This is a genomic window from Kitasatospora sp. NPDC036755, from assembly GCF_040636595.1.
Classification (GTDB): Bacteria; Actinomycetota; Actinomycetes; order Streptomycetales; family Streptomycetaceae; genus Kitasatospora.
The window spans coordinates 20,202-43,670 of the sequence record NZ_JBEZUT010000027.1 but is presented as its reverse complement, the minus strand read 5'-3'; the positions used below and the strand labels follow the sequence as shown (position 1 = coordinate 43,670).

20 protein-coding genes, 1 pseudogene and 3 riboswitches are annotated in these 23,469 nt (G+C 73.1%); of the genes and pseudogenes, 12 read left to right on the top strand and 9 right to left on the bottom strand.

What is annotated here, in order from left to right; translation table 11 throughout:
• The 3 genes from AB0E96_RS06710 to AB0E96_RS06700 all read left to right on the top strand — a co-directional run.
• Window positions 1-253 (top strand): hypothetical protein (locus tag AB0E96_RS06710; RefSeq protein ID WP_359819412.1); only part of this gene is annotated, 253 nt, incomplete at its 5' end.
• 94 nt (window positions 254-347) lie between these two features.
• Window positions 348-470: riboswitch (cobalamin riboswitch) on the top strand.
• Window positions 471-569: 99 nt separating this feature from the next.
• Window positions 570-1,637 carry a peptidase gene (locus AB0E96_RS06705; RefSeq protein ID WP_359819397.1) on the top strand — a complete coding sequence of 356 codons (1,068 nt, stop codon included), beginning with the start codon at window positions 570-572 and terminating at the stop codon, window positions 1,635-1,637.
• A gap of 29 nt (window positions 1,638-1,666) precedes the next feature.
• Window positions 1,667-2,155: a flagellar hook-length control protein FliK gene (locus AB0E96_RS06700; protein ID WP_359819395.1), complete on the top strand. Its 489-nt coding sequence runs from the start codon at window positions 1,667-1,669 to the stop codon at window positions 2,153-2,155.
• A gap of 63 nt (window positions 2,156-2,218) precedes the next feature.
• Here the strand turns inward: AB0E96_RS06700 and AB0E96_RS06695 are convergent, their stop codons facing one another.
• Complete coding sequence (locus tag AB0E96_RS06695) at window positions 2,219-2,557, bottom strand: hypothetical protein (RefSeq protein WP_359819393.1); 339 nt, start codon at window positions 2,555-2,557, stop codon at window positions 2,219-2,221.
• A 179-nt stretch (window positions 2,558-2,736) separates the two neighbouring features.
• On the opposite strand from AB0E96_RS06695, the gene AB0E96_RS06690 reads away from it, so the two are divergent.
• Window positions 2,737-3,336, top strand: a complete 600-nt coding sequence (locus AB0E96_RS06690) for an adenosylcobinamide amidohydrolase (RefSeq protein ID WP_359819392.1) — start codon at window positions 2,737-2,739, stop codon at window positions 3,334-3,336.
• On the opposite strand, the gene AB0E96_RS06685 is transcribed toward AB0E96_RS06690, so the two are convergent.
• Window positions 3,324-4,688 (bottom strand): hypothetical protein, encoded by a 1,365-nt coding sequence (locus AB0E96_RS06685; protein WP_359819409.1) that lies wholly within the window; start codon window positions 4,686-4,688, stop codon window positions 3,324-3,326. The two genes, AB0E96_RS06690 and AB0E96_RS06685, sit on opposite strands and share 13 nt — an antisense overlap.
• A 196-nt stretch (window positions 4,689-4,884) precedes the next feature.
• Window positions 4,885-4,962: riboswitch (cobalamin riboswitch) on the bottom strand.
• Between the two features lie 83 nt (window positions 4,963-5,045).
• Window positions 5,046-5,187, top strand: a riboswitch (cobalamin riboswitch).
• Between the two features lie 179 nt (window positions 5,188-5,366).
• Here AB0E96_RS06685 and AB0E96_RS06680 point away from each other — a divergent pair.
• From AB0E96_RS06680 to AB0E96_RS06655, 6 genes are read left to right on the top strand one after another with little or no spacing between them, the layout of a single operon-like run.
• Window positions 5,367-8,183 carry a prenyltransferase/squalene oxidase repeat-containing protein gene (locus AB0E96_RS06680; protein ID WP_359819389.1) on the top strand — a complete coding sequence of 939 codons (2,817 nt, stop codon included), beginning with the start codon at window positions 5,367-5,369 and terminating at the stop codon, window positions 8,181-8,183.
• 20 nt (window positions 8,184-8,203) lie between these two features.
• The gene (locus tag AB0E96_RS06675; protein WP_359819406.1) at window positions 8,204-9,298 is read left to right on the top strand and encodes a hypothetical protein; all 1,095 of its coding nucleotides are present in this window, start codon (window positions 8,204-8,206) and stop codon (window positions 9,296-9,298) included.
• 4 nt (window positions 9,299-9,302) lie between these two features.
• Window positions 9,303-10,496 (top strand): CbiQ family ECF transporter T component, encoded by a 1,194-nt coding sequence (locus AB0E96_RS06670; protein ID WP_359819387.1) that lies wholly within the window; start codon window positions 9,303-9,305, stop codon window positions 10,494-10,496.
• Window positions 10,497-10,500: 4 nt separating this feature from the next.
• Window positions 10,501-12,144 (top strand): ATP-binding cassette domain-containing protein, encoded by a 1,644-nt coding sequence (locus AB0E96_RS06665; protein WP_359819384.1) that lies wholly within the window; start codon window positions 10,501-10,503, stop codon window positions 12,142-12,144.
• A complete protein-coding gene (locus AB0E96_RS06660; protein WP_359819383.1) occupies window positions 12,141-13,010 on the top strand; it encodes an ECF transporter S component in 870 nt (289 codons plus the stop codon). The genes AB0E96_RS06665 and AB0E96_RS06660 overlap by 4 nt, the downstream gene beginning before the upstream one ends.
• A gap of 18 nt (window positions 13,011-13,028) precedes the next feature.
• Window positions 13,029-13,346 carry a hypothetical protein gene (locus tag AB0E96_RS06655; RefSeq protein WP_359819380.1) on the top strand — a complete coding sequence of 106 codons (318 nt, stop codon included), beginning with the start codon at window positions 13,029-13,031 and terminating at the stop codon, window positions 13,344-13,346.
• A 221-nt stretch (window positions 13,347-13,567) separates the two neighbouring features.
• On the opposite strand, the gene AB0E96_RS06650 is transcribed toward AB0E96_RS06655, so the two are convergent.
• From AB0E96_RS06650 to aceA, 3 genes are all read right to left on the bottom strand, one after another.
• Complete coding sequence (locus AB0E96_RS06650) at window positions 13,568-14,434, bottom strand: 3-hydroxybutyryl-CoA dehydrogenase (protein WP_359819377.1); 867 nt, start codon at window positions 14,432-14,434, stop codon at window positions 13,568-13,570.
• Between the two features lie 27 nt (window positions 14,435-14,461).
• The gene (gene aceB, locus AB0E96_RS06645) at window positions 14,462-16,072 is read right to left on the bottom strand and encodes a malate synthase A (protein WP_359819375.1); all 1,611 of its coding nucleotides are present in this window, start codon (window positions 16,070-16,072) and stop codon (window positions 14,462-14,464) included.
• A 108-nt stretch (window positions 16,073-16,180) separates the two neighbouring features.
• Window positions 16,181-17,473 (bottom strand): isocitrate lyase, encoded by a 1,293-nt coding sequence (gene aceA, locus AB0E96_RS06640; protein WP_359819373.1) that lies wholly within the window; start codon window positions 17,471-17,473, stop codon window positions 16,181-16,183.
• A gap of 351 nt (window positions 17,474-17,824) precedes the next feature.
• Between aceA and AB0E96_RS06635 the strand changes: the two genes are divergently transcribed.
• Window positions 17,825-19,228: a short-chain fatty acyl-CoA regulator family protein gene (locus AB0E96_RS06635; protein WP_359819372.1), complete on the top strand. Its 1,404-nt coding sequence runs from the start codon at window positions 17,825-17,827 to the stop codon at window positions 19,226-19,228.
• Between the two features lie 393 nt (window positions 19,229-19,621).
• On the opposite strand, the pseudogene AB0E96_RS06630 reads toward AB0E96_RS06635, so the two are convergent.
• The 4 genes and pseudogenes from AB0E96_RS06630 to AB0E96_RS06615 form a co-directional block, all read right to left on the bottom strand.
• Window positions 19,622-19,864, bottom strand: a pseudogene (locus tag AB0E96_RS06630) (glycoside hydrolase family 95 protein); the annotation flags it as partial.
• A 163-nt stretch (window positions 19,865-20,027) separates the two neighbouring features.
• Window positions 20,028-20,261, bottom strand: coding sequence for an FAD-dependent oxidoreductase (locus AB0E96_RS06625; protein WP_359819370.1), 234 nt, complete (start codon window positions 20,259-20,261; stop codon window positions 20,028-20,030).
• Between the two features lie 40 nt (window positions 20,262-20,301).
• Window positions 20,302-21,456, bottom strand: coding sequence for a terpene synthase family protein (locus AB0E96_RS06620; RefSeq protein WP_359819368.1), 1,155 nt, complete (start codon window positions 21,454-21,456; stop codon window positions 20,302-20,304).
• 455 nt (window positions 21,457-21,911) lie between these two features.
• Window positions 21,912-22,865, bottom strand: coding sequence for a pirin family protein (locus tag AB0E96_RS06615; RefSeq protein ID WP_359819366.1), 954 nt, complete (start codon window positions 22,863-22,865; stop codon window positions 21,912-21,914).
• A gap of 106 nt (window positions 22,866-22,971) precedes the next feature.
• Between AB0E96_RS06615 and AB0E96_RS06610 the strand changes: the two genes are divergently transcribed.
• Window positions 22,972-23,460, top strand: coding sequence for a carboxymuconolactone decarboxylase family protein (locus AB0E96_RS06610; protein WP_359819365.1), 489 nt, complete (start codon window positions 22,972-22,974; stop codon window positions 23,458-23,460).
• Window positions 23,461-23,469: the final 9 nt, after the last annotated feature.

Below are 23,469 nucleotides of genomic sequence, written 5' to 3'. Positions count from 1 at the left end.
GCGTGACATCCGGTTCGTCCGGCTGTGGTTCACCGATGTGCTCGGGTTCCTGAAGTCCGTCGCGGTGGCACCGGCCGAGCTGGAACAGGCCTTCGCCCGTTCCGGACGGCCGGCAGCTCGTCCCATCCGTGTTCGGACGCCCGCGCTGGCAGCACGCGTTCGCGTTCGCGCTGTCCGCCCTGGAACGCGAACTGCGGCCGACCGGTCAGGTGTGACGGCGGGTCTTGACGCGGCTCGCCGATCCGATGCCTAGACCGCCTGGTACGTGTCGCGGAGGCGGCCGGGGGAAGCGGGATGTGACGCACGATCCCTTGACCGGATCTTTTCCGCTTCGCCATGATGAGCCGTCATGTTGTGACTCCGCCGATGGGGGAAGTCCGGTCCGAATCCGGCGCTGACCCGCAACGGTAGGCCGCCGACTCCACGTCGCGCGGCGAGCCCGAGTACCCGTCGGCGGAGGTGTGTCACCCCTCCTCCCGTCGTGGTCTGCGGGCCGGAGCTCCGAGGGCTGCCCGGCGTGCCGCCGATGCCCTCCGGGCCCCTGCGTCCAGGCCCGGAAAGGTACCACCATGCCCGCGCTCCGTCGCACCCTCGGTCTGCTCGCGATACCCGCCCTCGCTCTCGCCACCGCCCTTCCGGCGGCCTCGGCCGCCCACGCCGACACGACCTCCTCCTGGACCGTCCGCCCCGACGCCGCCGCGGGCGGCTGGCTGGCCCGTCAGCTCGTCGACGGCGACCACTTCGAGTCCGTCTTCAACGGGACGGCCTACCCCGACCAGGGCCTGACGATCGACGCCGTGCTGGCCTTCGCCGCCTCGCACAGCTCGGACGAGGCCGCCGCCAGGGCCACCGCCTGGCTGGCCAGGCCCGAGATCATCGGCGGTTACCTCGGCGACGGCACCACCGAGGCCTACGCCGGCGCCACCGCCAAGCTGCTGCTTGCCGCTGAGGTCCGCGGCGCTAATCCGGCCTCTTTCGGTGGCGTCGACCTACCGGCCCGGCTGCGCTCGCTCCAGACCACCGAGGGGCGCTTCTCCGACCGCTCGCAGTGGGGCGACTACAGCAACGCCTTCGGCCAGTCGCTCGCCCTGATCGCCTTGCACCGCACCCCCGGAGGCGCCCCGGCGGCTGCCGTCGACTTCCTCGCGAACAGCCAGTGCGCGGACGGCGGTTACCCGGTCTCCTTCGGCCAGGCGACCTGCACCGCCGACCCGGACGCCACCGCGCTGGCCGTCCAGGCGCTCGCCGCCACCGGCCGCACCGCCAAGGCGAACGCGGGCCTCGGCTGGCTGACCGCGCACCAGAACGCCGACGGCGGCTTCGCGGCCGCCGGGGCGACCGCCTCCAACGCCAACACCACCGGCCTGGCTACCCAGGCGCTGGTGGCCGGCGGGCGCTTCGGCGCCGGCCTCAAGGGCTGGAGCCGGCTGGTGAAGTTCCAGCAGGGCTGCTCGGCCGACCCGGCGGTGCGCGGCGCGGTCGCCTACGACGAGACGGGGTTCAACGCGGGCAACGGCGCCCGCGCCACCGCACAGGCCGTCCTCGGCCTCGCGGGCACCCCGCTGGCCACCCTCTCCGCAGCCGGGGCCCGCCCCGACGCCCCCTCCCTGGCCTGCCCGTCGCCGACCGTCCGCTGAACGAACCTGACACCACTGGGAGTTCCCCGATGACCGACACCCTCACCCCGGCCCGCCCCGTCCGCCCGGTCCGCCGCACGCTCGGTTCGATCGCCTCCGCCGCGGCCCTCACCGCCGGCCTGCTCGGCGTCTCCGCTGCCCAGGCGCCGCAGGCCCAGGCCGCCGCCTGCAGCGGGACCACCGGCGTCACCGTCGTGGTCGACTTCACCGCCGTCGGCGGCGGCATCCAGACCGGCTGCGCGCTCGGCGACCCGGCCAGCGGCCTGACCGCGCTGACCGGCGCCGGATTCTCGTACGCCTTCCACCCGCGCTACCCGGGCTTCGTCTGCACCATCAACGCCTTGCCGACGACCTGCACCAACCCCACCGGCAGCGCCTACTGGTCGTACTGGCACGCCCAGCACGGCGGCCCCTGGTCGTACAGCAGCCTGGGCGCCGGCAGCTACAACCCGGCACCCGGAGACGTCGAGGGCTGGTCCTTCGGCGCGGGCGCCCAGCCCGGCACCACCGCGCCCTGACCTGCCTGCTTGTCCACGCCTCGACGCCCCGGCCTCCCCGACGGGGGAGGCCGGGGCACGGGGTCAGGCGGGGGGTGCCCTCCGGCGCCGGGCGAGGTGGTCGTAATGCAGCACGCTGCCGACCGCCGCGGCCGTGAACAGCAGGGTGTTGGCCACGATGCCCGCGGTGGCCGGCCACGCGGGGTCGCTGCCGTCAGGGAGCAGGGTGTTGGCGACCAGAGTGCCGATGCCGGTCAGCAGCCCGCGCGCGAGGTGCACGGCCAGGAACGCCAGGAGCCCGGCGGGCAGGGTCAGGACGATCGCGGCGAGGTAGAAGCGTCCGTTCTCGGTCAGCCCGCCCAGGCCCGCCAGCAGGCCGACCACGGCCACGTAGCAGCCTGCCACCCATCGGGAAGCACTCATCAGAACCCGTCCCCCTGCTCCGTGAAGCCGACGGGTGATCGCTTGCCGAGGCCGTGATCTTCCTCGTCGCGGCCGCTCACCAGACCGTGTGGGGGAGCCGTCGTCGAGGCGGTCCCGGCGCCCGGCGGTTGCTCTCCAGCACCGTCCTCGGCGGTGGCCTCGGCGAACGGGAGTGGGTGGTGAACGCACAGGTCAGGCCGGGGTACAGCCGGATGGACCCGGAGCGGCACCTGGCGGAGCTGGCTGCCGCGGAGCGGCTGCGGGGCGCCGGGGCGGGGCTGATGACCGCCGCCCAGGTGGACGACTTCACCTGGGCGTGCGACGGCGGGGCCTCGGCGGTGGTCACGACGGGGATCGGCGTGCCGATCTGGGCCGCCGGGCCCGAAACCGCCCCGGCTCACGCGTACGTGCCGGGTACGATCAACATCCTCGTCGTCGTCCCGGCGGCGGTGTCCGACGCGGGCCTGGTGAACCTGCTCGCCACGGCCACGGAGGCGAAGGTCCAGGCCCTGCTGGACGCCGGCTACGACTGCTCCGGGACGCCCTCCGACGCGGTGTGCGTCGCGGTACGGCGCACCGGCGCGGGGGAGAAGCCGGAGCCGTTTGGTGGCCCGCGCTCGCTGCGGGGCGCACGGGTGGCGCGCGCGGTCCACGCGGCGGTGCGCGCGGGGGCCGAGAGGGACCGCGCGCGCCGGGCGCGGGGGCCCGCACCCGAGCACGCACGGCCGACGCAGGACTGCCGCCGCAGCGTCGTCCTGCCGGTGGATCAGCTGCCGTAGCGCAGCGAGACGGTGTCGCCGAGGTGGACGGTGGTGGCCCGGGTGGCGGCGGCCTCGATGGCGCCGTCGAGGCCGACCTTCCAGGTGGAGGAGCCGCTGTTCGCGGTGCCGTTGAGCGCGGTGACGGTGCCGCCTCCGGTGGCCGGGGTGACGGAGGTGACGCAGCCGCTCGGAGTGGCGGTGGCTGCCGCGTCGAGGACGTCGCCGAGGGTCGTGGTGGTGCCGGTGGGGGCGAGGGTGACGGCGCAGACCTTGAGGCTGCCGGTGCCGTCGTCGACGACCAGGGCGAGCTTCGCGGCGGTACCCGTGGTGAAGTCGGTGGTGGCGGACCAGGCGGGTTCGCCCGCGCTGGTCGGCGCCGGCGGGGTGGCGGTGAACCCGGCGCCGGCGACGGCGCGCAGGCCGTCGACGGAGGCGTACGGCGACGGGGAGGTGTCGGTGGGCAGGTACTTGAAGCCGCCGCCGGGCTTGAACTGCTGGGCGATGAGGAAGTCGAGCGGGGTCTTGCCGGTGCCGCTGGTGAAGTCGGTGCCCTGGGGGTTGATGCCGCAGGCGTTGAGGCCGGACACGGCCCAGCCGTTGGAGTCGGTGTTGACGCCGAACATGGCGTTGAAGGCGCCGGAGGAGGCGAGCTTGCCCTTGAGGAAGTTCTTCGCGGCCACGATCGCGGCGTCGGTGTTCGGGACGCCGCCGACACACAGCGAGGCGATGGCGGCGCCGGTCATGTCGATGTCGCTGCCCTGGGCGAGCGCGGTCGGGTCGCCGGCGGCCTTGCTGTAGTTCCAGCCGCCGTCGTTGTGCTGGTTGGCGCGCACGGTCGCGACCGAGGCGTTCAGCAGGGACTGCGGGACGCGTTGTCCGCCGCTCTGGGTCTTGGCACCGCCGAGGGCGAGCAGACCGAAGACTGTCCCGTTGAAGTTCGCGGACGGGCCGTAGTAGCCGGGTTCGGCGGTCTGCCAGTAGGCGGCGAGGTCGGCCACGAGGTTGCGGCCCGGGCCGATCCGTGCAGGGTCGATGCCGGCCGCGTAGGAGTTGAGGATGCCGCGTTCGTAGTCCGTCACCACGGGCGAGGCGCTGGGCCAAGTGGGGGCGGCGAGCTGGTTGCGGTAGACGAGGCGGGCGTTCTTGCTGGTGTCACCGCCGGGGGTCACGTCCGCGGAGGCGGTCCCGGCGGCGGCGAGCGCGCTGAAGGCCCACTCGTTGGAGAGCCCGCCGCCGGTGACGTAGCTGCCGTCGGCGGCCTGGAGGGACTTGAGGTACGTCACGCCGGTGCTCTTGGAGGTGGCTATCTGACTCGGCGAGGCGGTGGCGTGCGCAGGGACGGCCGACAGGAGGAGGGCGCCGGCGGCCATGGAGACGGTCGCCGCGGAGGCGAGACGTGAGGAGATGAGGCGCGAGTGCGCGGGAACGGACACGGAACGGGCTCCTTGGGGTGACGGGCGCGCCGGTCCTGCCCCGGGCGCCGGCACTCGTTCGGGGAGCGCGCGGTGGGGGCGGCGGCCGCCCGGATCGCGTGGGCTGGCTGGTGCTGGTGCTGCACGACCGCGCGGGCATTCGGGCTCGGGACCGGTGCAACCACCGCCCCACACCGCTGCGCGTCAGCTCCGGATTCGCACCGGATTCCCCCGCTCGGCCACCGCGGACGTTACCGCACCCGTGAACGGATCTACGGGGTGGCGAAAGTGACATGACGACTCGTTGACGACGACTTCGAGCGCGTGGTGTGATGAACCGCTTTTTCATCCTCGGCAGTCAGGGGAAGCCGGTCCGATTCCGGCGCTGACCCGCAACCGTAGACCCGCCCGCAAGGGCCGGTGAGCCGGAATGCCTGCGCCGGGGCCTTGTTCAGGAGTACATGCGTCGTCGTGGACTACGACGCGGTCACGACGGTCCCCGTACCGGGGAGAGCCGTCGGCTGCGCCGTGGGACCCCGACAACCGATCGGGGAGTCGCCGGTGAGGGTCAGCAGCAGTCCTACGCGTCACAGAAGCAGAGAGCTGGGCTCGCTTCTGGTCACCACGGCCGTCGCAGTGGCCGCCTGCGGAACGGTCCTGCTCGGCCACCCCGGCAGCGCGGCAGCCGACCCGATCGAGCAGTGCACGGCGACGACGGGCGCGATCGTCGCCGTCGACTTCGGCCACTGGGGCGGCGGGGTCGTCCGCGGCTGCGACGCCCACCCGACGACCGGGATGAACCTGCTGCACAACGCCGGTTTCACCACGACCGGGACCGAGCACGACGGGCCCGCCTTCATCTGCCGGCTCGGCACCGGGACCTTCAACGGCGGCGTCCAGTACCCCACTCCGGCCGAGGAACCGTGCGTCAACACCCCGCAGGCCACCGCGTACTGGTCGTACTGGATCGCCGCACCCGGCCAACAGACCTGGTCCTACAGTCAGTTCGGCGCCGGCACGCAGCAGCCCAAGCCCGGCGAGGTCGAGGCCTGGGTGTACGGCGGCACCGACATCGGCGGCACCAGCGGGGCACCGAGCTTCACCCCGGACTCGGTCCGCGCCAAGAACGGTGGCTCCTCGGCGTCCCCTTCGCCTTCCTCCTCCCCCTCGGCTACCCCGACCCCGACCGCGAGCCCCACCGGGCCCTCCGCAACCGGCAACCCGGCCGCGGCCGCGGCCTGGCTGGCCGGTCAGCTGGTCGGCGGCGACCACATGGAGAACTGGGCCGCCCCGGGGCCGGACTACCCCCGGACCGCCCTCACCGCCGTCGCGCTCGCCGCCGCCGGGACGCAGGACCCGGCGCTGCGCAAGGTCGTCGGCTTCCTCGTCGACCACACCGACGCGTTCCTGTACCCCGACGGCCCCACCGGCGCGCCCGACACGAGGGCCGCCACCCTCCTGGCTCTCGTCGCGGAGAGCACCGGCCGCGACCCGCGCACCTTCGGCGGGCGGGACCTGCTCGCCGCGCTCACCGACCACGTCTGCACGGCAGCCGGGGAGAACGGCAAGTGCACCGCCGCCGGGGACTTCCTCGGTGCGGCCTCGCCCTGGGTCCAGTCCCTGGGCATCATCGCCCTCCAGCGCGCCGGCGTCACGCCGCCCGCCCCGGCACTCGCCCGCTTCACGGCCTTCCAGTGCGCCGACGGCGGCATGGCCGGCTCGATGATCGTCGCCGGTGACCACTGCGAATCCGACCCGCTCACCACCGCGGCCGCCGCCCTCGCCCTGCGCACGGCCCCCGGCTACGAGGCAACCGCCAAGAAGGCCACCGACCAGCTCGCGGCGAGCCAGCAGCCCGACGGCTCCCTCCTCCCGTACGCCGGCGCACCCGGCGACACCACCAGCACCGCGAGCGCCGCCCAGGCCTTCCAGGCCACCGGCCAGGGCGCCCGCTGGGCCGCCGCCACCGCCTGGCTCGCCGCCCGCCAGAACAAGGACGGCGGCTTCGGCCCCGACGCGTTCACGCCGGACCCGGACGCCGCCGCCACCGAACAGGCCATCCTGGCCCTGACCGGAACCGACCTCACCTGCGTCCGGCACAACCCCGACGGCGCCACCCCGACGCCCACCCCGCCCGTCGGCAGGAAGCCCGACGCCGCCAAGGGCAGCGCCTACCTCACCGACCCGGCACGGCTGATCGCCGGCCACTACTACGAGGGCTTCCCGGCGTTCGCCGACTTCGGCCTCACCATCGACGGCGCCTACGCCCTCGCCGCCACCGGCACCGACGACGCCGCGCTGCGCCGGATCGTCGACTTCCTGGACCAGCAGGGCAAGGACGCGAGCGACCGTACCGTCAACGACTGGACCGCCATCGGAACCGAGTACGCCGGCGGTGGCTCGATCGGCAAGGAAGCGCTGCTCGCCGAGGTCGTCGGCCGGGACCCGCGGAACTTCGGCGGCCACGACCTGATCGCCGCCCTCGCGGCGATGGTGTGCACCAAGGCCGACGCGAACACCGGCTGCGACGCCCCGGGCAACTACGCCTACGCCACCTCGGTCTTCTCCCAGGCGCTCGCCGTCATGGCCCAGCTCCGGGCCGGTGAGTCGGCCGGCGCGGCCCCCGCCATCGCCTACCTGAAGGGCCTCCAGCACGCGGACGGCTCCTGGCCGAGCCTGATCCCCGCCACCGGCGACTCCGACGTGGACAGCACCGCGATGGCGGTCATGGCCCTGGCCCTGGTCCCGGGCGAGGACGCCGCGCTGGCGGTCGACAAGGGGCTCGGCTGGCTCGCCGCGCGGCAGCTGCCGGACGGGGGCTTCCCCGGCGCGGCCGGTGACTCGACCAACTCGGCCGCCCTGGCCGTACAGGGCATGACGCTGCGCAAGAACACCTACGACGGTCAGATCGCCAAGGCACTCGACTTCCTCGCCGGGCAGCAGAACGGCGACGGCGGGTTCAACGTCGCCTCCGGCGGACAGCAGGGTTCGGACGTCCGGGCCTCCACGCAGGTGCTGGGCGGTGCTACCGGGATCTCCTTCGGGACGCTGACCCGCTCCCTCGGAGGTACGCCGACGCCGACCCCCACGGGGACTCCGACGCAGATGCCCACGGGGACGCCGACCGGCACGCCTACGGGCACCGCGAGCGCAACCGGCACGCCGACCCCGACGGGCACCGGCACGCCGTCGGCGACGACGTCCCCCACCTCCGTCGCGTCCGATCCCGGTGACGGCTCGACCACCCGTCCGTCCGACGCCCCGCTCGTCGGTGAACCGGTCGGCGGTGGCGTGCCTGCCGGGACCGGGCAGTCCGGTACCGGCGGCCTCGCGGCGACGGGGAGCGAAGCACTGGCACTGACCGGGGCGGCCGGTCTGCTGACCGTGCTCGGCGCTGTGGCCGTCCTGGCCGCCCGCCGTCGTACCGCCTCCGGTTCGGGGCGTCACCGGTGATCCGGCGCTTCGGCCGGCTGATCGGTGCCGCCGCCACGACCCTGGCCGTGGCGTTCGGCGGTGTCGCCGTGGGCACCGCCCCCGCCGCCGCCGCGCCGCTGCCGATGGACCAGTGCACCACCACCTCCGGCGTGGTCCTCGCCGTGGACTTCGGCAAGTGGGGCGGTCCGCTGCTGCGGTCCTGCGGGACCACCCCGACCACCGGGTACACCCTGCTCAACCAGGGCGGCTGGAAGACCACCGGGACGGGGCACGACGGCCCGGCGTTCATCTGCCGGATCGGCTACAGCGGGTTCCAGGGCGGGAAGCAGTTCCCGACCCCGGACCAGGAGAAGTGCGTCCTGACGCCTCCGGCCACGGCCTACTGGTCGTACTGGCACGCGGATCCGGGCCAGAACACCTGGTCGTACAGCCAGTTGGGCGCGATGCTCTACCAGCCGAAACCGGGCAGCGTCGACCTGTGGATCTTCGGCGGCACCAACGTCGAGGGCACCGAGGGCCGTCCGGCCTTCTCGCCGGACAGCGTCCGGGCGCACGACTCCAGCCCCGGCGGGCAGCCGGCCGACCCCGGCCAGGGCACCACGGGCGGCCCCGGCGGTGCCTCGGGCGGCTCCGGCAGCGGATCGACGGGCGGCGGCGGGACGACCGGCGGCGGTTCCGGTACCGGATCGAGCGGCACCACCGGCGGGTCGGGTACCACCGGCGGGTCCGGAACCGGCCGGGCTCCGGCGCCCGCCAAGCCCCCGGCGGGCGGAGCACGTCCGTCCGCTCCCGGTACGCCCCCGGGGAGCGGCAGCCCCGCTACCCCCGAGGACGGCATCACGCCGCCGGGTGCCCCCGAGCCGACGCCGGTATCCGCGACCCCGGTACCGGTCGAGCCGCCCACCGCGGCATCGACGGACACCCCGAGCGACCGGCCGACGGAGCAGCCCGCCGTGGCCGCGCCGACGCCCACCCCCGCCGTACCCGGCGGGGCGGTCAACGCCGACCCGGTGGCCGACGCCCCGCACGACTCCGGCTCGATGTTCCCCGCCGTGCTCGGGTCCGTCCTCGTCGTGGCGCTGGGCGTGGCCACCGTGGTCGCCGCGCGGCAGCGCCGTCGACGGACCGAGTGATCGGATGACCATGCTCGACAAGGCCGTCGCCGACTCCTCCCCGCTCGCCCCCGGGCGGGCGGCGGGGAACGGTCGCGCCCCGCGCAACCTCCACCCGCTGGCCTGGTGGGCCTGGGCACTCGCCCTGGCGACGGCGGCCAGCCGCACCACCAACCCGCTGCTGCTCCTGCTCGTCCTCGCCGTGCTCGGCTACGTGGTGACGGCCCGTCGCAGCGAGGCCCCGTGGGCGCGCGGGTTCACCTACTACCTGTGGCTGGCCCTGACGGTGGTGGCGATCCGGGTGGTCTTCCGGTGCGTCTTCGCCACCGGGATCACCCCGCACGACCACCTGCTCTTCTCCCTGCCGCACATCCCCACCCCCGACTGGTACGCGGGCATCCGGATCGGCGGCCCGGTCTCGCTGGAGGCCACGCTCTCCGCGGCCTTCGACGGGCTGCGGCTGGCCTGCCTGATCTGCTGCATCGGCGCCGCGAACACCCTCGCGAACCCCAAGCGGGCCCTGCGGGTGCTGCCGGGTGCCCTGTACGAGCTGGGCGTCGCGGTGACGGTGTCGCTCAGTGTCGCGCCGCAGCTGGTGCAGAGCGTCCAACGCGTCGCCCGGGCCCGGCGGTTGCGTGCTGGGCAACGCAAGGGCGTTCGCGCGCTGCGCAGCATCGTGGTGCCGGTCCTGGAGGACGCGCTGGAGCGTTCGCTCAGCCTGGCCGCCGCGATGGACTCGCGCGGCTACGGGCGCTCCGGCACCGCCTCGCGCCGCTCCCGCCGGCTCACCGGCGCGCTGATGCTGCTCGGCATGTGCGGCCTGTGCGCCGGGGTGTACGGGCTGCTGGACGGCACGGCGCCGGCCGCGCTCGGTCTGCCCGCCTTCCTCGCGGGCGCCGTGCTGTGCGTGGCCGGCCTCCTGCTCGGCGGGCGGCGCGTCCGGCGCACCACCTACCGCCCGGACCGCTGGCGGGCCGCCGAGTGGGCGGTCGCCGGGTGCGGGGTGACCGCCGCAGTACTGCTGTTCGCCACCGTCGGCTACGACGCCACCGACCTGAACCCGTCCCTGTACCCGCTGACCTGGCCGACGCTGCCGCTCGTCCCGGTGCTCGCCCTGCTCGTGGCGGGCGCTGCGGGGATCGTCTCCCCACCGCCGGGCCGAACGCCCGCAGCCTCCGCCCTCCTCCCACCAGTACCGACCGCTCGCACACCGAGGTGACCACGTGATCCGATTCGACCAGGTCGGCGTGGTGTACGACGGCGCGACGACGCCCGTCCTGCGCGACGTCGACCTGCACATCCCGGAGGGCGAGCTCTGCCTGGTGGTCGGCCGCACCGGCGCCGGCAAGTCCACTCTGCTCGGCGCCGTCAACGGCCTCGTGCCGCACTTCACCGGCGGCACCCTGCGTGGCCGGGTCACCGTGGACGGGCGCGACACCGCCCACCACCCGCCGCGCGAACTCGCCGACGTGGTCGGCGTGGTCGGGCAGGACCCGCTGGCCGGCTTCACCACCGACACGGTGGAAGAGGAACTGGCTTACGTCATGGAGCAGTTGGCGATCCCGCCGGAGACCATGCGCAAGCGCGTCGAGGAGACCCTCGACCTGCTCGGTCTGGCCGAGCTGCGCCACCGTGCCCTGCACGAGCTCTCCGGCGGGCAGCAGCAGCGTGTCGCCATCGGCTCGGTGCTCACCGCGCACCCGCGCGTGCTGGTGCTGGACGAGCCGACCTCCGCGCTCGACCCGACCGCCGCCGAGGAGGTGCTGGCCGCGATCACCCGGCTGGTGCACGACCTCGGCGTCACCGTGCTGCTCGCTGAGCACCGGCTGGAACGCGTCGTCCAGTACGCCGACAGCGTCGCCTACCTGCCCGGCGACGGGACGGTCGTGCACGGGCCGCCCGCCGAGGTCTTCCGGGACACCGCGATCGCACCTCCCGTCGTCGGCCTCGGCCGACTGGCCGGCTGGCAGCCGCTGCCGCTTTCCGTCCGGGACGCCCGCCGCGCCGCCGTGTCCCTGCGCGAGCGGCTCACCGATGTGCCCGTTCCTCCGCCACGCCGGGCAGCGGTGGCGGGGGAACGGGTGCTGGACGCCCGGGGGGTGGTCGTCCGGTACGGTCCGGTGGCCGCCGTCCGGGAGGTCGACCTGGCGCTGCGCGCCGGCGAGGTCACCGCACTGATGGGCCGCAACGGCTCCGGCAAGTCCTCGCTGCTGTGGGCCCTGCAGGGCTCCGGGCCCCGGCAGGGCGGCAGCGTGAAGGTCACCGGCACCGGGGGAGGGAAAGCCGAGGACCCCAAGCGCCTGACCGCGGCCCGGGCCCGCCGGCTGGTCGGGCTCGTCCCGCAGACCCCGACCGACCTGCTGTACCTGGAGACCGTCGCCCAGGAGCTCGCGCAGAGCGACCTCGAAGCCGATCACGCCGACGGGCCGACCGCCCGGCAGATCCTCGACCGCCTCGCCCCCGGGATCCCGGACGGCACCCACCCCCGGGACCTCTCCGAGGGCCAGAAGCTGGCCCTGGTGCTGGCGATCCAGCTGGCCGCCGCACCAAGGGTCGTGCTGCTGGACGAGCCCACCCGGGGGCTCGACTACCAGGCGAAGGAGGCGCTCACCGGCATCGTGGACACTCTCGCCGCAGAGGGGCGCACCGTCGTGGTCTCCACCCACGACGTCGAGTTCGTCGCCTCCGCCGCCGACCGGGTGGTGGTGATGGCCGAGGGCGAGGTGGTCGCCGACGGCCCCACCGCCGAGGTGATCGTCGCCTCACCGACCTTCGCCCCGCAGACCGCCAAGATCCTCGCCCCGCGCGCCTACCTGACGGTCAACCAGGTCGCCGGGGTGCTGGAGACCGCGGAGGCGGCCCGGTGACCGCCGTCCGGATCCCCGGCCGGGCCCGGGTCGTGGTCGCCCTGGCGGCCTTCATCGGTCTGGTCGCCTTCACCTGGCCGTTCGTCGTCGCGCCGGGGAAGTTCGGCTCCTCCTACGCCCCGCCGCTGATCTTCGGCGCCCTGCTCGTCCTGGTCCTCGCCGTCGTCATCGCCGAGATCTCGGCCGGCGGCATCGACGCCAAGGCCCTCGCCATGCTCGGCGTCCTGTCCGCCGTCAACGCCGGACTCCGCCCCCTGGGCGCCGGCACCGCCGGAGTGGAGACGGTCTTCTTCATCCTCGTCCTGGCCGGCCGGATCTTCGGCCCCGGCTTCGGCTTCACCCTCGGCTGCACCTCGCTCTTCGCCTCCGCCCTGCTCACCGGCGGCGTCGGCCCCTGGATGCCCTACCAGATGTTCGGCTGCGCCTTCGTCGGCATGCTCGCCGGACTGCTGCCGAAGGCCCGGCCCCGCCTGGAGGTGCCGATGCTCGCCGCCTACGGCGCGTTCTCCGGCTACCTCTTCGGCTTCCTGCTCAACCTCTCCTTCTGGCCGTTCTCCACCGACCCCAACAGCTCCATCGCCTACCTCCCCGGGCTCCCCTTCACCGAACAGTGGCACCGCTACCTGCTGTTCGACCTCGCCACCTCGCTCGGCTGGGACACCGGCCGCGCCGTCACCACCTTCACCGCCGTCCTCGTCGTCGGCCCGGCCGTCCTCACGGTCTTCCGCCGTGCCGCCCGCCGTGCCAACTTCGAACCCACGGTGCGTTTCGAGGCCCCGGACGGCACCGGCACCGGCACCGGCACCGGCACCGGCACCGCGCCGGTGCCCCCTGCCGTGCGGTCGGCGGAGACGGCGCCCTCGTGAACCGGAAAGGTCAATGCCATGCCCAAACCCGGGAAGCCCCGAACGGTGACGATGGACGGAGCCCGGTTCGTCGTCCTCACCCCGGAGCAGTACGCCGGACTGGAATCCTCACGCCGCCAGCTCGGTGGACAGCAAGCCCAGGTCGCCCGGATGAAGCTGGACCTGCAGCGTGGGCGGGAGCTGCTGCGCGAGGCCGAACGGGTGCTGGCCGACCTTCCCGCGAAGCACGCCGAGAGTTCGAGCGGTCGGTTGGGGCCCGAGCGCGGACTTCCGGAACTGCTCGCCGACATCCGCGCAGTCCTGCCATCGCGAGCCGACCCCGACCGGACGCCCTGATCGGTATCCGGACAGTGCTCGCGTCGGCATGGGTCTCTTCACTCGGGTGGCACGGGGATTCAAGCTTGTTCACGCGTGTGCGGCGGCCGGGCCGATGCCGCGGAGCGGAGCGGGGCTGCCCGGAGCCTGTCTGACGATCCGCCATCAGACGGAACGCAATGTCCCGCCGACGCTCCAAACCCTCCGCGACAGAGGTAGGGGCGCCGACGGGACACGTGTGGTCACACCGTCCGGTGCGGGTGGAATCCGCGGCCGCTCTTGCGGCCGAGGAGGCCGGCCTCGACCATCCGGGAGAGCAGCGGCGGGGGTGCGTAGAGCGGTTCCTTGTACTCGTCGTACATCGAGCGGGCGATGGCCTCGACGGTGTCCAGGCCGATGAGGTCGGCGAGGGCGAGCGGGCCCATGGGGTGGGCGCAGCCGTGGACCATGCCGGCGTCGATGTCCTCGGGGGTGGCGTGGCCGGCCTCGGCCATCCGGATCGCGGAGAGCAGGTAGGGCACGAGCAGCGCGTTGACGACGAAGCCGGCCCGGTCGCGGGAGTGGACGACGTGCTTGCCGAGGACGTCCCGGGCGAAGGCCTCGACCCGGTCGACGACGGCGGGGGCGGTGTGCAGGGAGGTGACCAGCTCGACCAGCGGCATCACCGGGGCCGGGTTGAAGAAGTGCAGGCCCAGGACGTGGGAGGCCCGGCCGGTGGTGATGCCGAGCCGGGTGACCGGGATGGCCGAGGTGTTGGTGGCCAGGACGGCGTCCTCGGCGAACAGCACCTTGTCCAGCGTGGTGAGCACGTCGGCCTTGACCCGCTCGTCCTCGACGACGGCCTCGACGACGAGTTGGCGGTCGGCCAGGGCTTCCAGGTCGTCGGCGAACAGCAGGTGCGCCCAGGCGTCGGTGCGCTGCTCCTCGCTGATCCGTCCGCGCTCGACGGCGCGGTGCAGGGAACGGTCGATCCGGCTTCGCGCTGCCCGCAGCGCCGCCGAGCCGTTCTCGCAGACGATGGTGTCGAGTCCGGCGCGGGCGAAGACCTCGGCGATGCCGGAGCCCATCTGCCCGGCGCCGACGACGGCGACACGGCGGATGTCGTTCATGGTGCGCTCCCTCCGTGGTTGGGCGGCTCAGGCCGCGGTGCGGACTCGTACGAGGTGGCGGGCGTAGGCCTCGGTGGTGAGGAAGGCGGGCAGCTCCGCGCCGAGGGAGGTCTCCTCCAGGATCCGCACCGCGTCGTCCACGAGGACCGGGTCGGCGCCCTCGCCGCGCAGGGTGGCGCGTTCCCGGTCGATCAGCCGCCGCACCAGGTCCGGAGTGACGAGCGACCCGCCGGTCAGTCGGGTGCAGTGGTGCTGCCACTGCCAGATCTGGCAGCGGGCGATCTCGGCGGTGGCGACGTCCTCCATCAGCCCGAAGACGGCGACGGCGCCGGAGCCGTTCAGCCAGGCCACCAGGTAGCGCAGGGCGACGGCGACGTTGGAGCGCAGGCCCTGCTCGGTCGGCAGGCCGGCGGTCAGCCGGTGGACGCCCAGCAGGTCGGCGGCGGTGACCTCGACGTCCTCGCGGGAGCTGTCGAGCTGGTTCGGGCGGTTGCCGAGGACGGCGTCGAAGGCGGCGCGGCAGGTGTCGACGAGGCCGGGGTGGGCGACCCAGGAGCCGTCGAAGCCGTCGCCGGCCTCCCGCTCCTTGTCGGCGCGGCCCTTCGTCAGTGCGACGGCGTTGGCCTCCGGGTCGCGCTGCGGGATCGCGGCGGCCATGCCGCCGATGGCGTGGGCGCCGCGGCGGTGACAGGTGCGCACCAGCAGGTCGGTGTAGGCGCGCATGAAGGGCTGGGTCATGGTGAGGGTGGCGCGGTCGGGCAGGACGTAGCGCGGGCCGTGGTTGGCGAAGTTCTTGATCAGGCTGAACAGGTAGTCCCAGCGTCCGGCGTTGAGTCCGGCGGCGTGCTCGCGAAGTTCGTAGAGGATCTCGTCCATCTCGAAGGCGGCGGTGATGGTCTCGATCAGCACGGTGGCGCGGATGGTGCCGTGCGGGATGCCCAGTTCGGCCTGGGCGACGGTGAAGACCTCGTTCCAGAGCCGGGCTTCGAGGTGGTTCTCCAGCTTGGGGAGGTAGAAGTAGGGGCCGGAGCCGGCCTCGATCTGCGACCGGCCACAGTGGAAGAGGTAGAGGCCGAAGTCGACCAGGGCGCCGACGGCGGCGCGGCCGTCGATCAGCAGGTGCTGTTCGTCGAGGTGCCAGCCGCGGGGGCGGACCACGATGGTGGCGGGGGTGTTCCCGATGTAGTAGCGCTTGCCGTCCGGGGTGGTGTCGTCGATCCGGCGTTCGGTCGCGTCGAGCAGGTTGAGCTGGCCGGTGACGAGGTTGTGCCAGGTGGGGGCAGTGGCGTCCTCGAAGTCCGCGAGCCACACCTTCGCGCCGGAGTTGAGCGCGTTGACGGTCATCCGGCGCTCGGGCGGCCCGGTGATCTCCACCCGGCGGTCGTGCAGGCCGGGGCCGGCGCCGGCCACGCGCCAGGTGGTGTCCTCCCGGACGGCGCGGGTCTCCGGGAGGAAGTCCAGTGTGCCGGCTGCGGCGAGCGCCTTGCCGCGGCGGCGGCGCTCGGCCAGGAGTTCGGCGCGGCGTTCCGCGAAGGCCTCGTGCAGGCGGGCCACGAAATCCAGGGCGGCAGGGGTGAGGATCTCGTCGAAGCGGTCCTCGGGTTCGCCGAGGATCTCGATGCGGCTGGTCTGGCTCATCCGGTTCTCCAAGAGGCGGGCGGGAGGCGCCCGGGGCCTCGTCCCTCAACGAGGCCCCGGGCGGCGGGGTGGAAGGCGGCTCGTCCCCAACGAGACCGCCGGGGTGGCTCAGTGGAACTGCTCGGCCTCGGTGGAGCCGGTCAGCGCCAGGGTCTCGGCGTTCGGGTTGAGCGCGGTGGAGACCAGGTCGAAGTAGCCGGTGCCGACCTCGCGCTGGTGCTTCACGGCCGTGTAGCCGTCCGGCACCGCGGCGAACTCGGCCTCCTGGAGGTCGACGTAGGCCGTCATGCCGTGCTCGGCGTAGCCGCGGGCCAGCTGGAACATCGAGTGGTTGAGCGCGTGGAAGCCGGCCAGCGTGATGAACTGGAAGCGGTAGCCCATCGCGCCCAGCTCCCGCTGGAACTTGGCGATCTGGTCGTCGTCCAGGGCGGCCTTCCAGTTGAAGGACGGCGAGCAGTTGTAGGCGAGCATCTTGTCCGGATACTCGGCCTTGAGCGCCTCGGCGAACTCGCGGGCCTGGGCGAGGTCCGGGGTGCCGGTCTCCACCCAGATCAGGTCCGCATACGGGGCGAAGGCCAGGCCGCGGGAGATCACCGGCGCCATGCCGGGCTCGACCCGGTAGAAGCCCTCGGCGGTGCGCTCGCCGGTGCAGAACCGAGCGTCGCGCTCGTCGACGTCGCTGGTCAGCAGGTTGGCGGCGAGGGCGTCGGTGCGGGCCACGATCAGGGTCGGCACGTCGGCGATGTCGGCCGCCAGCCGGGCGGAGTTGAGGGTGCGCACGTGCTGGGCGGTGGGCACGAGCACCTTGCCGCCGAGGTGGCCGCACTTCTTCTCGGAGGCCAGCTGGTCCTCGTAGTGGATGCCCGCCGCGCCGGCCGCGATCATGCCCTTGGTGAGCTCGAAGGCGTTCAGCGGGCCGCCGAAGCCGGCCTCGGCGTCGGCCACGATCGGCACCAGCCAGTCCGGCCCGTCGTTGCCCTCGGCGGCGTCGATCTCGTCGGCGCGCAGCAGCGCGTTGTTGATCCTGCGCACCACCTGGGGGACCGAGTTGGCGGGGTAGAGGCTCTGGTCGGGATAGGTCTGCCCGGCCTGGTTGGCGTCGGCCGCGACCTGCCAGCCCGACAGGTAGATGGCCTGCAGCCCGGCCTTCACCATCTGCACGGCCTGCCCGCCGGTCAGCGCGCCGAGCGCGTGGATGTAGTCCTGCTCGTGCAGCTGCCGCCACAGCCGCTCGGCGCCGCGCCGGGCCAGGGTGTGCTCCTCGCGCACCGTGCCCGACAGCCGGACCACGTCGGCCGCCGTGTAACTGCGCTCGATGCCCGCCCACCGGGGATCGGACGCCCACCGGGCGGCCAGCGCCGCCGCGCGCTGCTCCTGCTGCTGCCGAACCGACTGAGTCATGGTGATCCACTCCAGGGATGCTTTGCGAAGGATGTGAGCTGCCTCTCACCGCAGGGCGAGTGGGCGGCCGGTCGACGCCGGGCGGCGGTGCGACACCGCGGGACGTGGTCGCCCGGGCAGCTCGGACCAAGGCTGTTGACCTGGGTCTTCGCGGTTGCCGTGTGTGCCTCCCGGCCGCACCACCGACTCTGGCAGCTCGCCCGGCCCCCGTCACCGATGGACCGCTGCCAACTTCTGCGAACGACCGGCCGCGAATCTGCGAAGGCTGCGAAGGTCTCCCCTGCGCTCTCCGGCTACGCTGCCCCACCACGTGGTCAGCACGTCGACCCACAGAAAGCGGGGAGTGACACGATGGGGAAGGCCTTCGCCGGCGCCCGGCTGCGCCGCCTGCGTGAGGAGCGCGGACTCAGCCAGGCCGCCCTCGCCAGGCTGCTCGAGCTCTCACCCAGCTACCTCAACCAGTTGGAGCACGACGCCCGCCCGCTCACGGTCCCCGTGCTGCTGCGCCTCACCGAGGCCTTCGGGGTGGAGGCCGGTTACTTCGCCCCGCCGGACAGCGCCCGGCTCACCGCCGAACTGCGCGACGCCCTCGGCGAGGAGCTGACGGCCGGCCGGATCGGCACCGGTGAGCTCGACGAACTGGCCACCCGCCTGCCCGCGGTGGCCCGGCTGCTGACGGACCTGGCCCGCGGTCGCCGGGACGCGGCCGAGCAACTCGCCGTCCTCGCCGGGGAGCGCGGTCCCGGGGTGGACGCCCGCACCCCGCACGAACAGGTCCGCGAGTTCTTCTACCGTCGCCGGAACTACCTCCACGAACTCGACACCGCAGCAGAGGAGTTGGCCGGGACGATCAAGCTGAAGCGCGGCGGGGTCCGGGAGGCCCTGGTCGAACGGCTCGCCACCACGCACCAGGTCCGGATCGCCACCGGAGGCGAACAGCTGCACCAGTACGACGAGCGGACGCGGACCCTGCGCCTGTCCGACCGGCTGCGCCCCGGTCAGCAGGCCTTCCGGATGGCCACCCAACTAGCCTACCTGGAACACGACTGCCTACTGTCCGAACTCGCCGCGCAGGACAGCCCGGAGGGATCCACCGCCTTCTCGCTGACGCGGATCGGCCTCGCCAACTACTTCGCCGCCGCCCTCGTCCTGCCCTATCGGGCGTTCCACGCGCAGGCGGAGTCCGCCCGCTACGACATCGAGCACCTCGCTGACCACTTCGGCGTCGGCTACGAGACCGTCTGCCACCGGCTCAGTACGCTCCAGCGCTCCGGCCTGCGCGGGGTGCCGTTCTCCTTCGTGCGCGTCGACCGGGCCGGGAACGTCTCCAAGCGACAGTCCGCCACGGCCTTCCACTTCTCCCGCACCGGCGGCACCTGCCCGCTGTGGAACGTCTACGACGCCTTTGCCGCGCCCGGCAAGGTCCACGTCCAGGTCGCCGCCATGCCCGACGGCCGCCGCTACCTGTGGACTGCCCGCGCCGTCACCCGCTCCCCGGGCGGTTGGGGCCGCCCGGGGAAGACCTTCGCCATCGGCCTCGGGTGCGAACTCCGCCACGCGGAAAGGCTTGTGTACTCGACGGGCCTCGACCTCGCCGACGAGGCCGCCGCGACCCCGATCGGTCTCGGCTGCAAGGTCTGCGAACGGCCGGCCTGCCCGCAGCGCTCCGCCCCGCCGATCGGCCGCCCGCTCGCCGTCGACGAGCACACCAGCACCTTCGTCCCGTACGCCGCGCTGCCGGATCCCCAGGGTTGAGGGCCCGGAGCGGTATTCCGGTGGACCATCCGCCTCGCGCTCTCCGCGAGGCCGATCCCGGTGCGGGAGACAGACGCGGTCGAGAAGCCCGGCGATGCACGGATCGCGGAGCACGCAGCGGACGGTTCGACCCTTCCGCGCGGCCGACACGACGCCGGTGACGCGCAGCAGCCGCAAGACTTGAGAGACCGCGGTGCCGCGAACACCGGTCGCGAGGGTGAGATCGGTAACGCAGATCGGGCCGGCATGGTGGATCGCGACGAGCAGGGCCGGACGGCTGGGGTCGGCCAGGAGTGCGAACCTCTCGGACAAGGCTCTCACATGCTCCCGGTCCCTGGTCGGCGTGGATTCCACCACCGTCCGGGCCCATCATGACGCTGCCGGTATGCACGTCGTCCACGACGGGATCTGGCTGAGGCAGTAGTCGGTGAACGCGTCGAAGCAGGACGGCAGGTCCGCCCGGTCGGGCAGCCAGTAGTTCATCTGCACGTAAACGTCCGTGTTGTAGCCGCCCATCCACTGGTCGGTCCCGTTGTGGTCCGTCCACAGCCCCTGCAGGTTGGTGGGCAGACTGCCGCGCGAGCCCGCGATGGTGAGGTAGCGGCCGAACTGGAGGTAGGCGGCTTCGAGCTCGGGACCGCGGCCGAGGTGCCGGCAACAGCGCGTACGACAACGACTGCGCCAACCGCGGATCGCCCCGCCGCCGGTTGCCTCTGCGTCCTGCCGCGGTCCCGTCTGGCTGCCGTGTGGTAACTGTCGAGGAGTTCGAGCTGGGGACTCTCGCTGGCTTCGGCGAGAGTCACTTCGAAGGGCCGGTCCCAGTCGGAGGCTGCTTCTGGTAGATCGGCTGTCTGATGTTTCCGAAGGAAGCGGGGAGTACATCTTCCGAGCTGAGGCGGCCACCGGCGTGGGAGTCGCGTTCGAGGACGGTGACGGTGTGGCCGGCGCGCTGGAGTCGCCATGCCGCTGCCAGGCCGGCGATGCCGGCGCCGACGACGATGACGTTCCGCGGGCGGGATCCCTGCGCCGTCACGGTGACTTTTTCCGTCGCGCCCCTGTACTGCCGGGACGGGTCACCGGTTTCCCGAAGACCGGCCGGGGGCACGGTGGTTCAGCAGATCGGCCACATACAGCGCCCGGCCGTCGCGGACCTCACCGGGACCGGCGTAGCGGGTCACCTCGAAGTGCCAGTCGAAGTTCCCCCGGGTGTGCGCCCGGTACGCCCGCGCCATCGCCAGGCCCTGCCCGGCCAGATCGTCGTCGATGCCGGCAGCCGCCGGCTGGGCGGGCAACTGCCGCTCGGCGGTGACGAACTGCTCGATGCACTCGGTCAGCAGCGCATTGACCCTCTCGCACGCCTCGCCCACGCCCACGCGCTCGTGGTGCGCGGTCAGGGCGACGGCGTTGTGGACGTAGCCCACCGGCCGCTCCTTGTTCAGCGAGATGACGTCGTTGAACAGCCCCTGGTGCTGCGCCGAGGCGCTGCGCATGCCCCTGAGAGCGGGCAGGCGGTGGACGCTTTCGGGCAGGTCGATCCCGGCGGCCGCCTCCGACAGGAGGAAGAACAGGTGCTCGGCGCTGCTGAGTTCGCGGTGGAGGCGGTACTCGGCCGGGCTCTGGTAGCGGGAGGTTGCTCGGTCCAGGGTCTCGGTGTAGTAGGTCCACAGCCAGCCGGTGGCCCAGCTCAGGAAGTTCGCCCGCCACCGTCGCGACCGGCCCTCGGAGAGGCGGGGCCACAGGTCGGCTGCGGCCGCTTCCAGCGGCTGGTCGCAGGGGCGTCCGTCGAATGCGTCCAGGATGCCCTGCACGCTCCTGCGGCACCATGGCGCGTCCCGCCCGGCGGGGCCGTCGTCGAACTGCTCATCCACACTCCAGGCCCATGCCATGAACTGCGTCAGCAGCGGCATCGACTCCGGTGCCGCGTAGGGGTGGTAGCGGGCCGAGATGAGGTCGATGCGCAACTGCTCCAGCGGGCTGCGGGAGGACTCGGAGGTGAACAGCCCGAACGTGTCGATCCACTCCCACAACGGGGCGACGGCAGCCTGCTGACCCGGATTGGGCTTGACTTGCGGGAACGGCATGAAGAACCGCGGCAGCTCCGGCGGGCCCGCCGCCTCTGCGCGCTGGCGCTGGTCCGCACCGGTTGTCTCGGGGGCTTCGTCACTCATGGTGAACACCAGGCGGATCGGTGTGGCGGACGTCGCCACGCGGGATGCGACCCGCTCCACGGGAAGTGTCAGAACGCCGATCGCTGATCGCAAGTGGGTGGGCGGAAACGGTCGCAGACGGACGCTGGTGACTCAGCCGAGCCGCGATGATGTGGCGAGGTGCCGGTTCACCGAACACCGCGGTGCGGGCCGTGGTCCGTGGTTCCCGGATCGGCTGCGGAGGCCCGCCCGTGGCTTCGTGCCGTACGCCGTACTCGGCTCGATGAGATGTGCTTCCCCGAGGGCTTCGAGGTGGCGCTGTGTCCCACGCTCCGCATGCTCGACAGCCGATGCCGATACTCGGAAGGGCCTTTTCCGCAGGCTCGTTGGCATCTCGCATGACCTGTCAACGGCGCCTGTCACGCGTCGAGTGCGGAGGCGAGTGTCGACAGGGGTGCTTCGGGGTGGGCGAAGGGGGACTCCGGCTCGGGGGTGCGGCGGACCCGGCCGCCGCACCCGACTGGCAAACACCCAGGTCAGCGCGCGTTTCCCCGGGGCTTGAGGGGGATGCCCGGGAGCTCCGGGGCGGGGAGGCGGTCGCCGGGGTAGCCGTCGACGGCGCCGAAGCGGTCGGAGGCGGCCTGCCACTCCTCGCGGGCCTGGGCGATGTCCTCGTGGGAGCGCCCGATGAAGTTCCACCACATGACGATCCGCTCCTCGAAGGGCGTGCCGCCGAGGAGGACGAGCCGGGCGTCGGTGTCGCCGGTGTTGGTGAGGGTGAGGGTGGTGCGGCCGGGGGCGGTGTAGCCGAGTTCGGCCGGGCACAGCGGGGTGTCGAGGAGGCGGATGTCGCCGCTGTCGACGAGCAGGCCGTGTTCGAAGGCGGGGTCGACGGCGAGGGTGACGGTGGCGTGCGGGTGGAGGGTCAGTTCGGCGCCGAGCAGCGGGGTGAAGGTGGGGACGGGGGAGGTGTCGCCGGCGAGGGTGCCGAGGAAGACCCGGGCCTCGCCGCCGTCGAGGGTGACCGGGCCGGGGACGTGGTGGTGGAAGTCGCGTCCGGTGTGCCGGTGTTCCTCGGGCAGGGCGACCCACAGCTGGACGCCGTGCAGGACGGTGGTGGCCGGGGTGGAGACCTCGGAGTGGGCGATGCCGCGGCCGGAGGTCATCAGGTTGACCTCGCCGGGCCGGACGTAGGCGTGGACGCCGAGGCTGTCCCGGTGTTCGATCTCGCCGGTGAACAGCCAGCTCACGGTCTGCAATCCGGTGTGGGGGTGCGGGGCGACGTCCATGCCGCCGGTGGTGGCGACGTCGTCGGGTCCGTAGTGGTCGACGAAGCACCAGGCGCCGATGGTGCTGCGGGAGCGCTGCGGCAGGGTGCGGCGTACGGTCATCGCGCGCGGGCCGCCGAGGGGCACGTCCCGGGCGGGCAGGACCTCGACTCGCGGGCCGGTGGCGGGCGTGTCGACGCGGTCGGTCTCGGCGGTGCTCACGGTGGGGTCCCTCCCGGGTGTCCAGTGGTGCCAATTAGTTCTATATTCAACTATCATGCCATGGCAGAGTGGCCGGCGACAGCTGTGATCAGCCTAAGGAGTCCAGGTGAGTGATGTGACGGTGGTCCCGACGGACCGGCGGGTGTTCATCGACAAGCAGAGCCCCCGGGCGTACCAGGCACTGCTGGCCGCCGCCGAGGCGGCCCGCGAGGTCGCGGCCGAGGCCGGACTGGACCGGCGGCTGATCGAACTGGTCAACCTCCGCGTGTCGCAGATCAACGGCTGCGCCTACTGCCTGCACGTGCACACCAGGGCCGCGATCCGCGAGGGCGAGACCACCCAGCGCCTGGGCGTGCTCCCGGCCTGGCGCGACACCGAGGTGTTCAGCGACCGGGAGCGCGCCGCGCTCGGACTGGCCGAGGCGACCACCTCCCCGGCGGACGCGGCGCTCCAGGAGGCCGCGTACGGCGCGGCGCGCGCGGTGCTGAGCGACGAGGAGATCTCCGCGGCGGTCTGGGTGTCGATCACCATCAACGCCTTCAACCGGGTCTCCATCCTGAGCAAGCACCCGGTCCGCCCGGTCGCGGCCCGGTAGCGGGTCCGC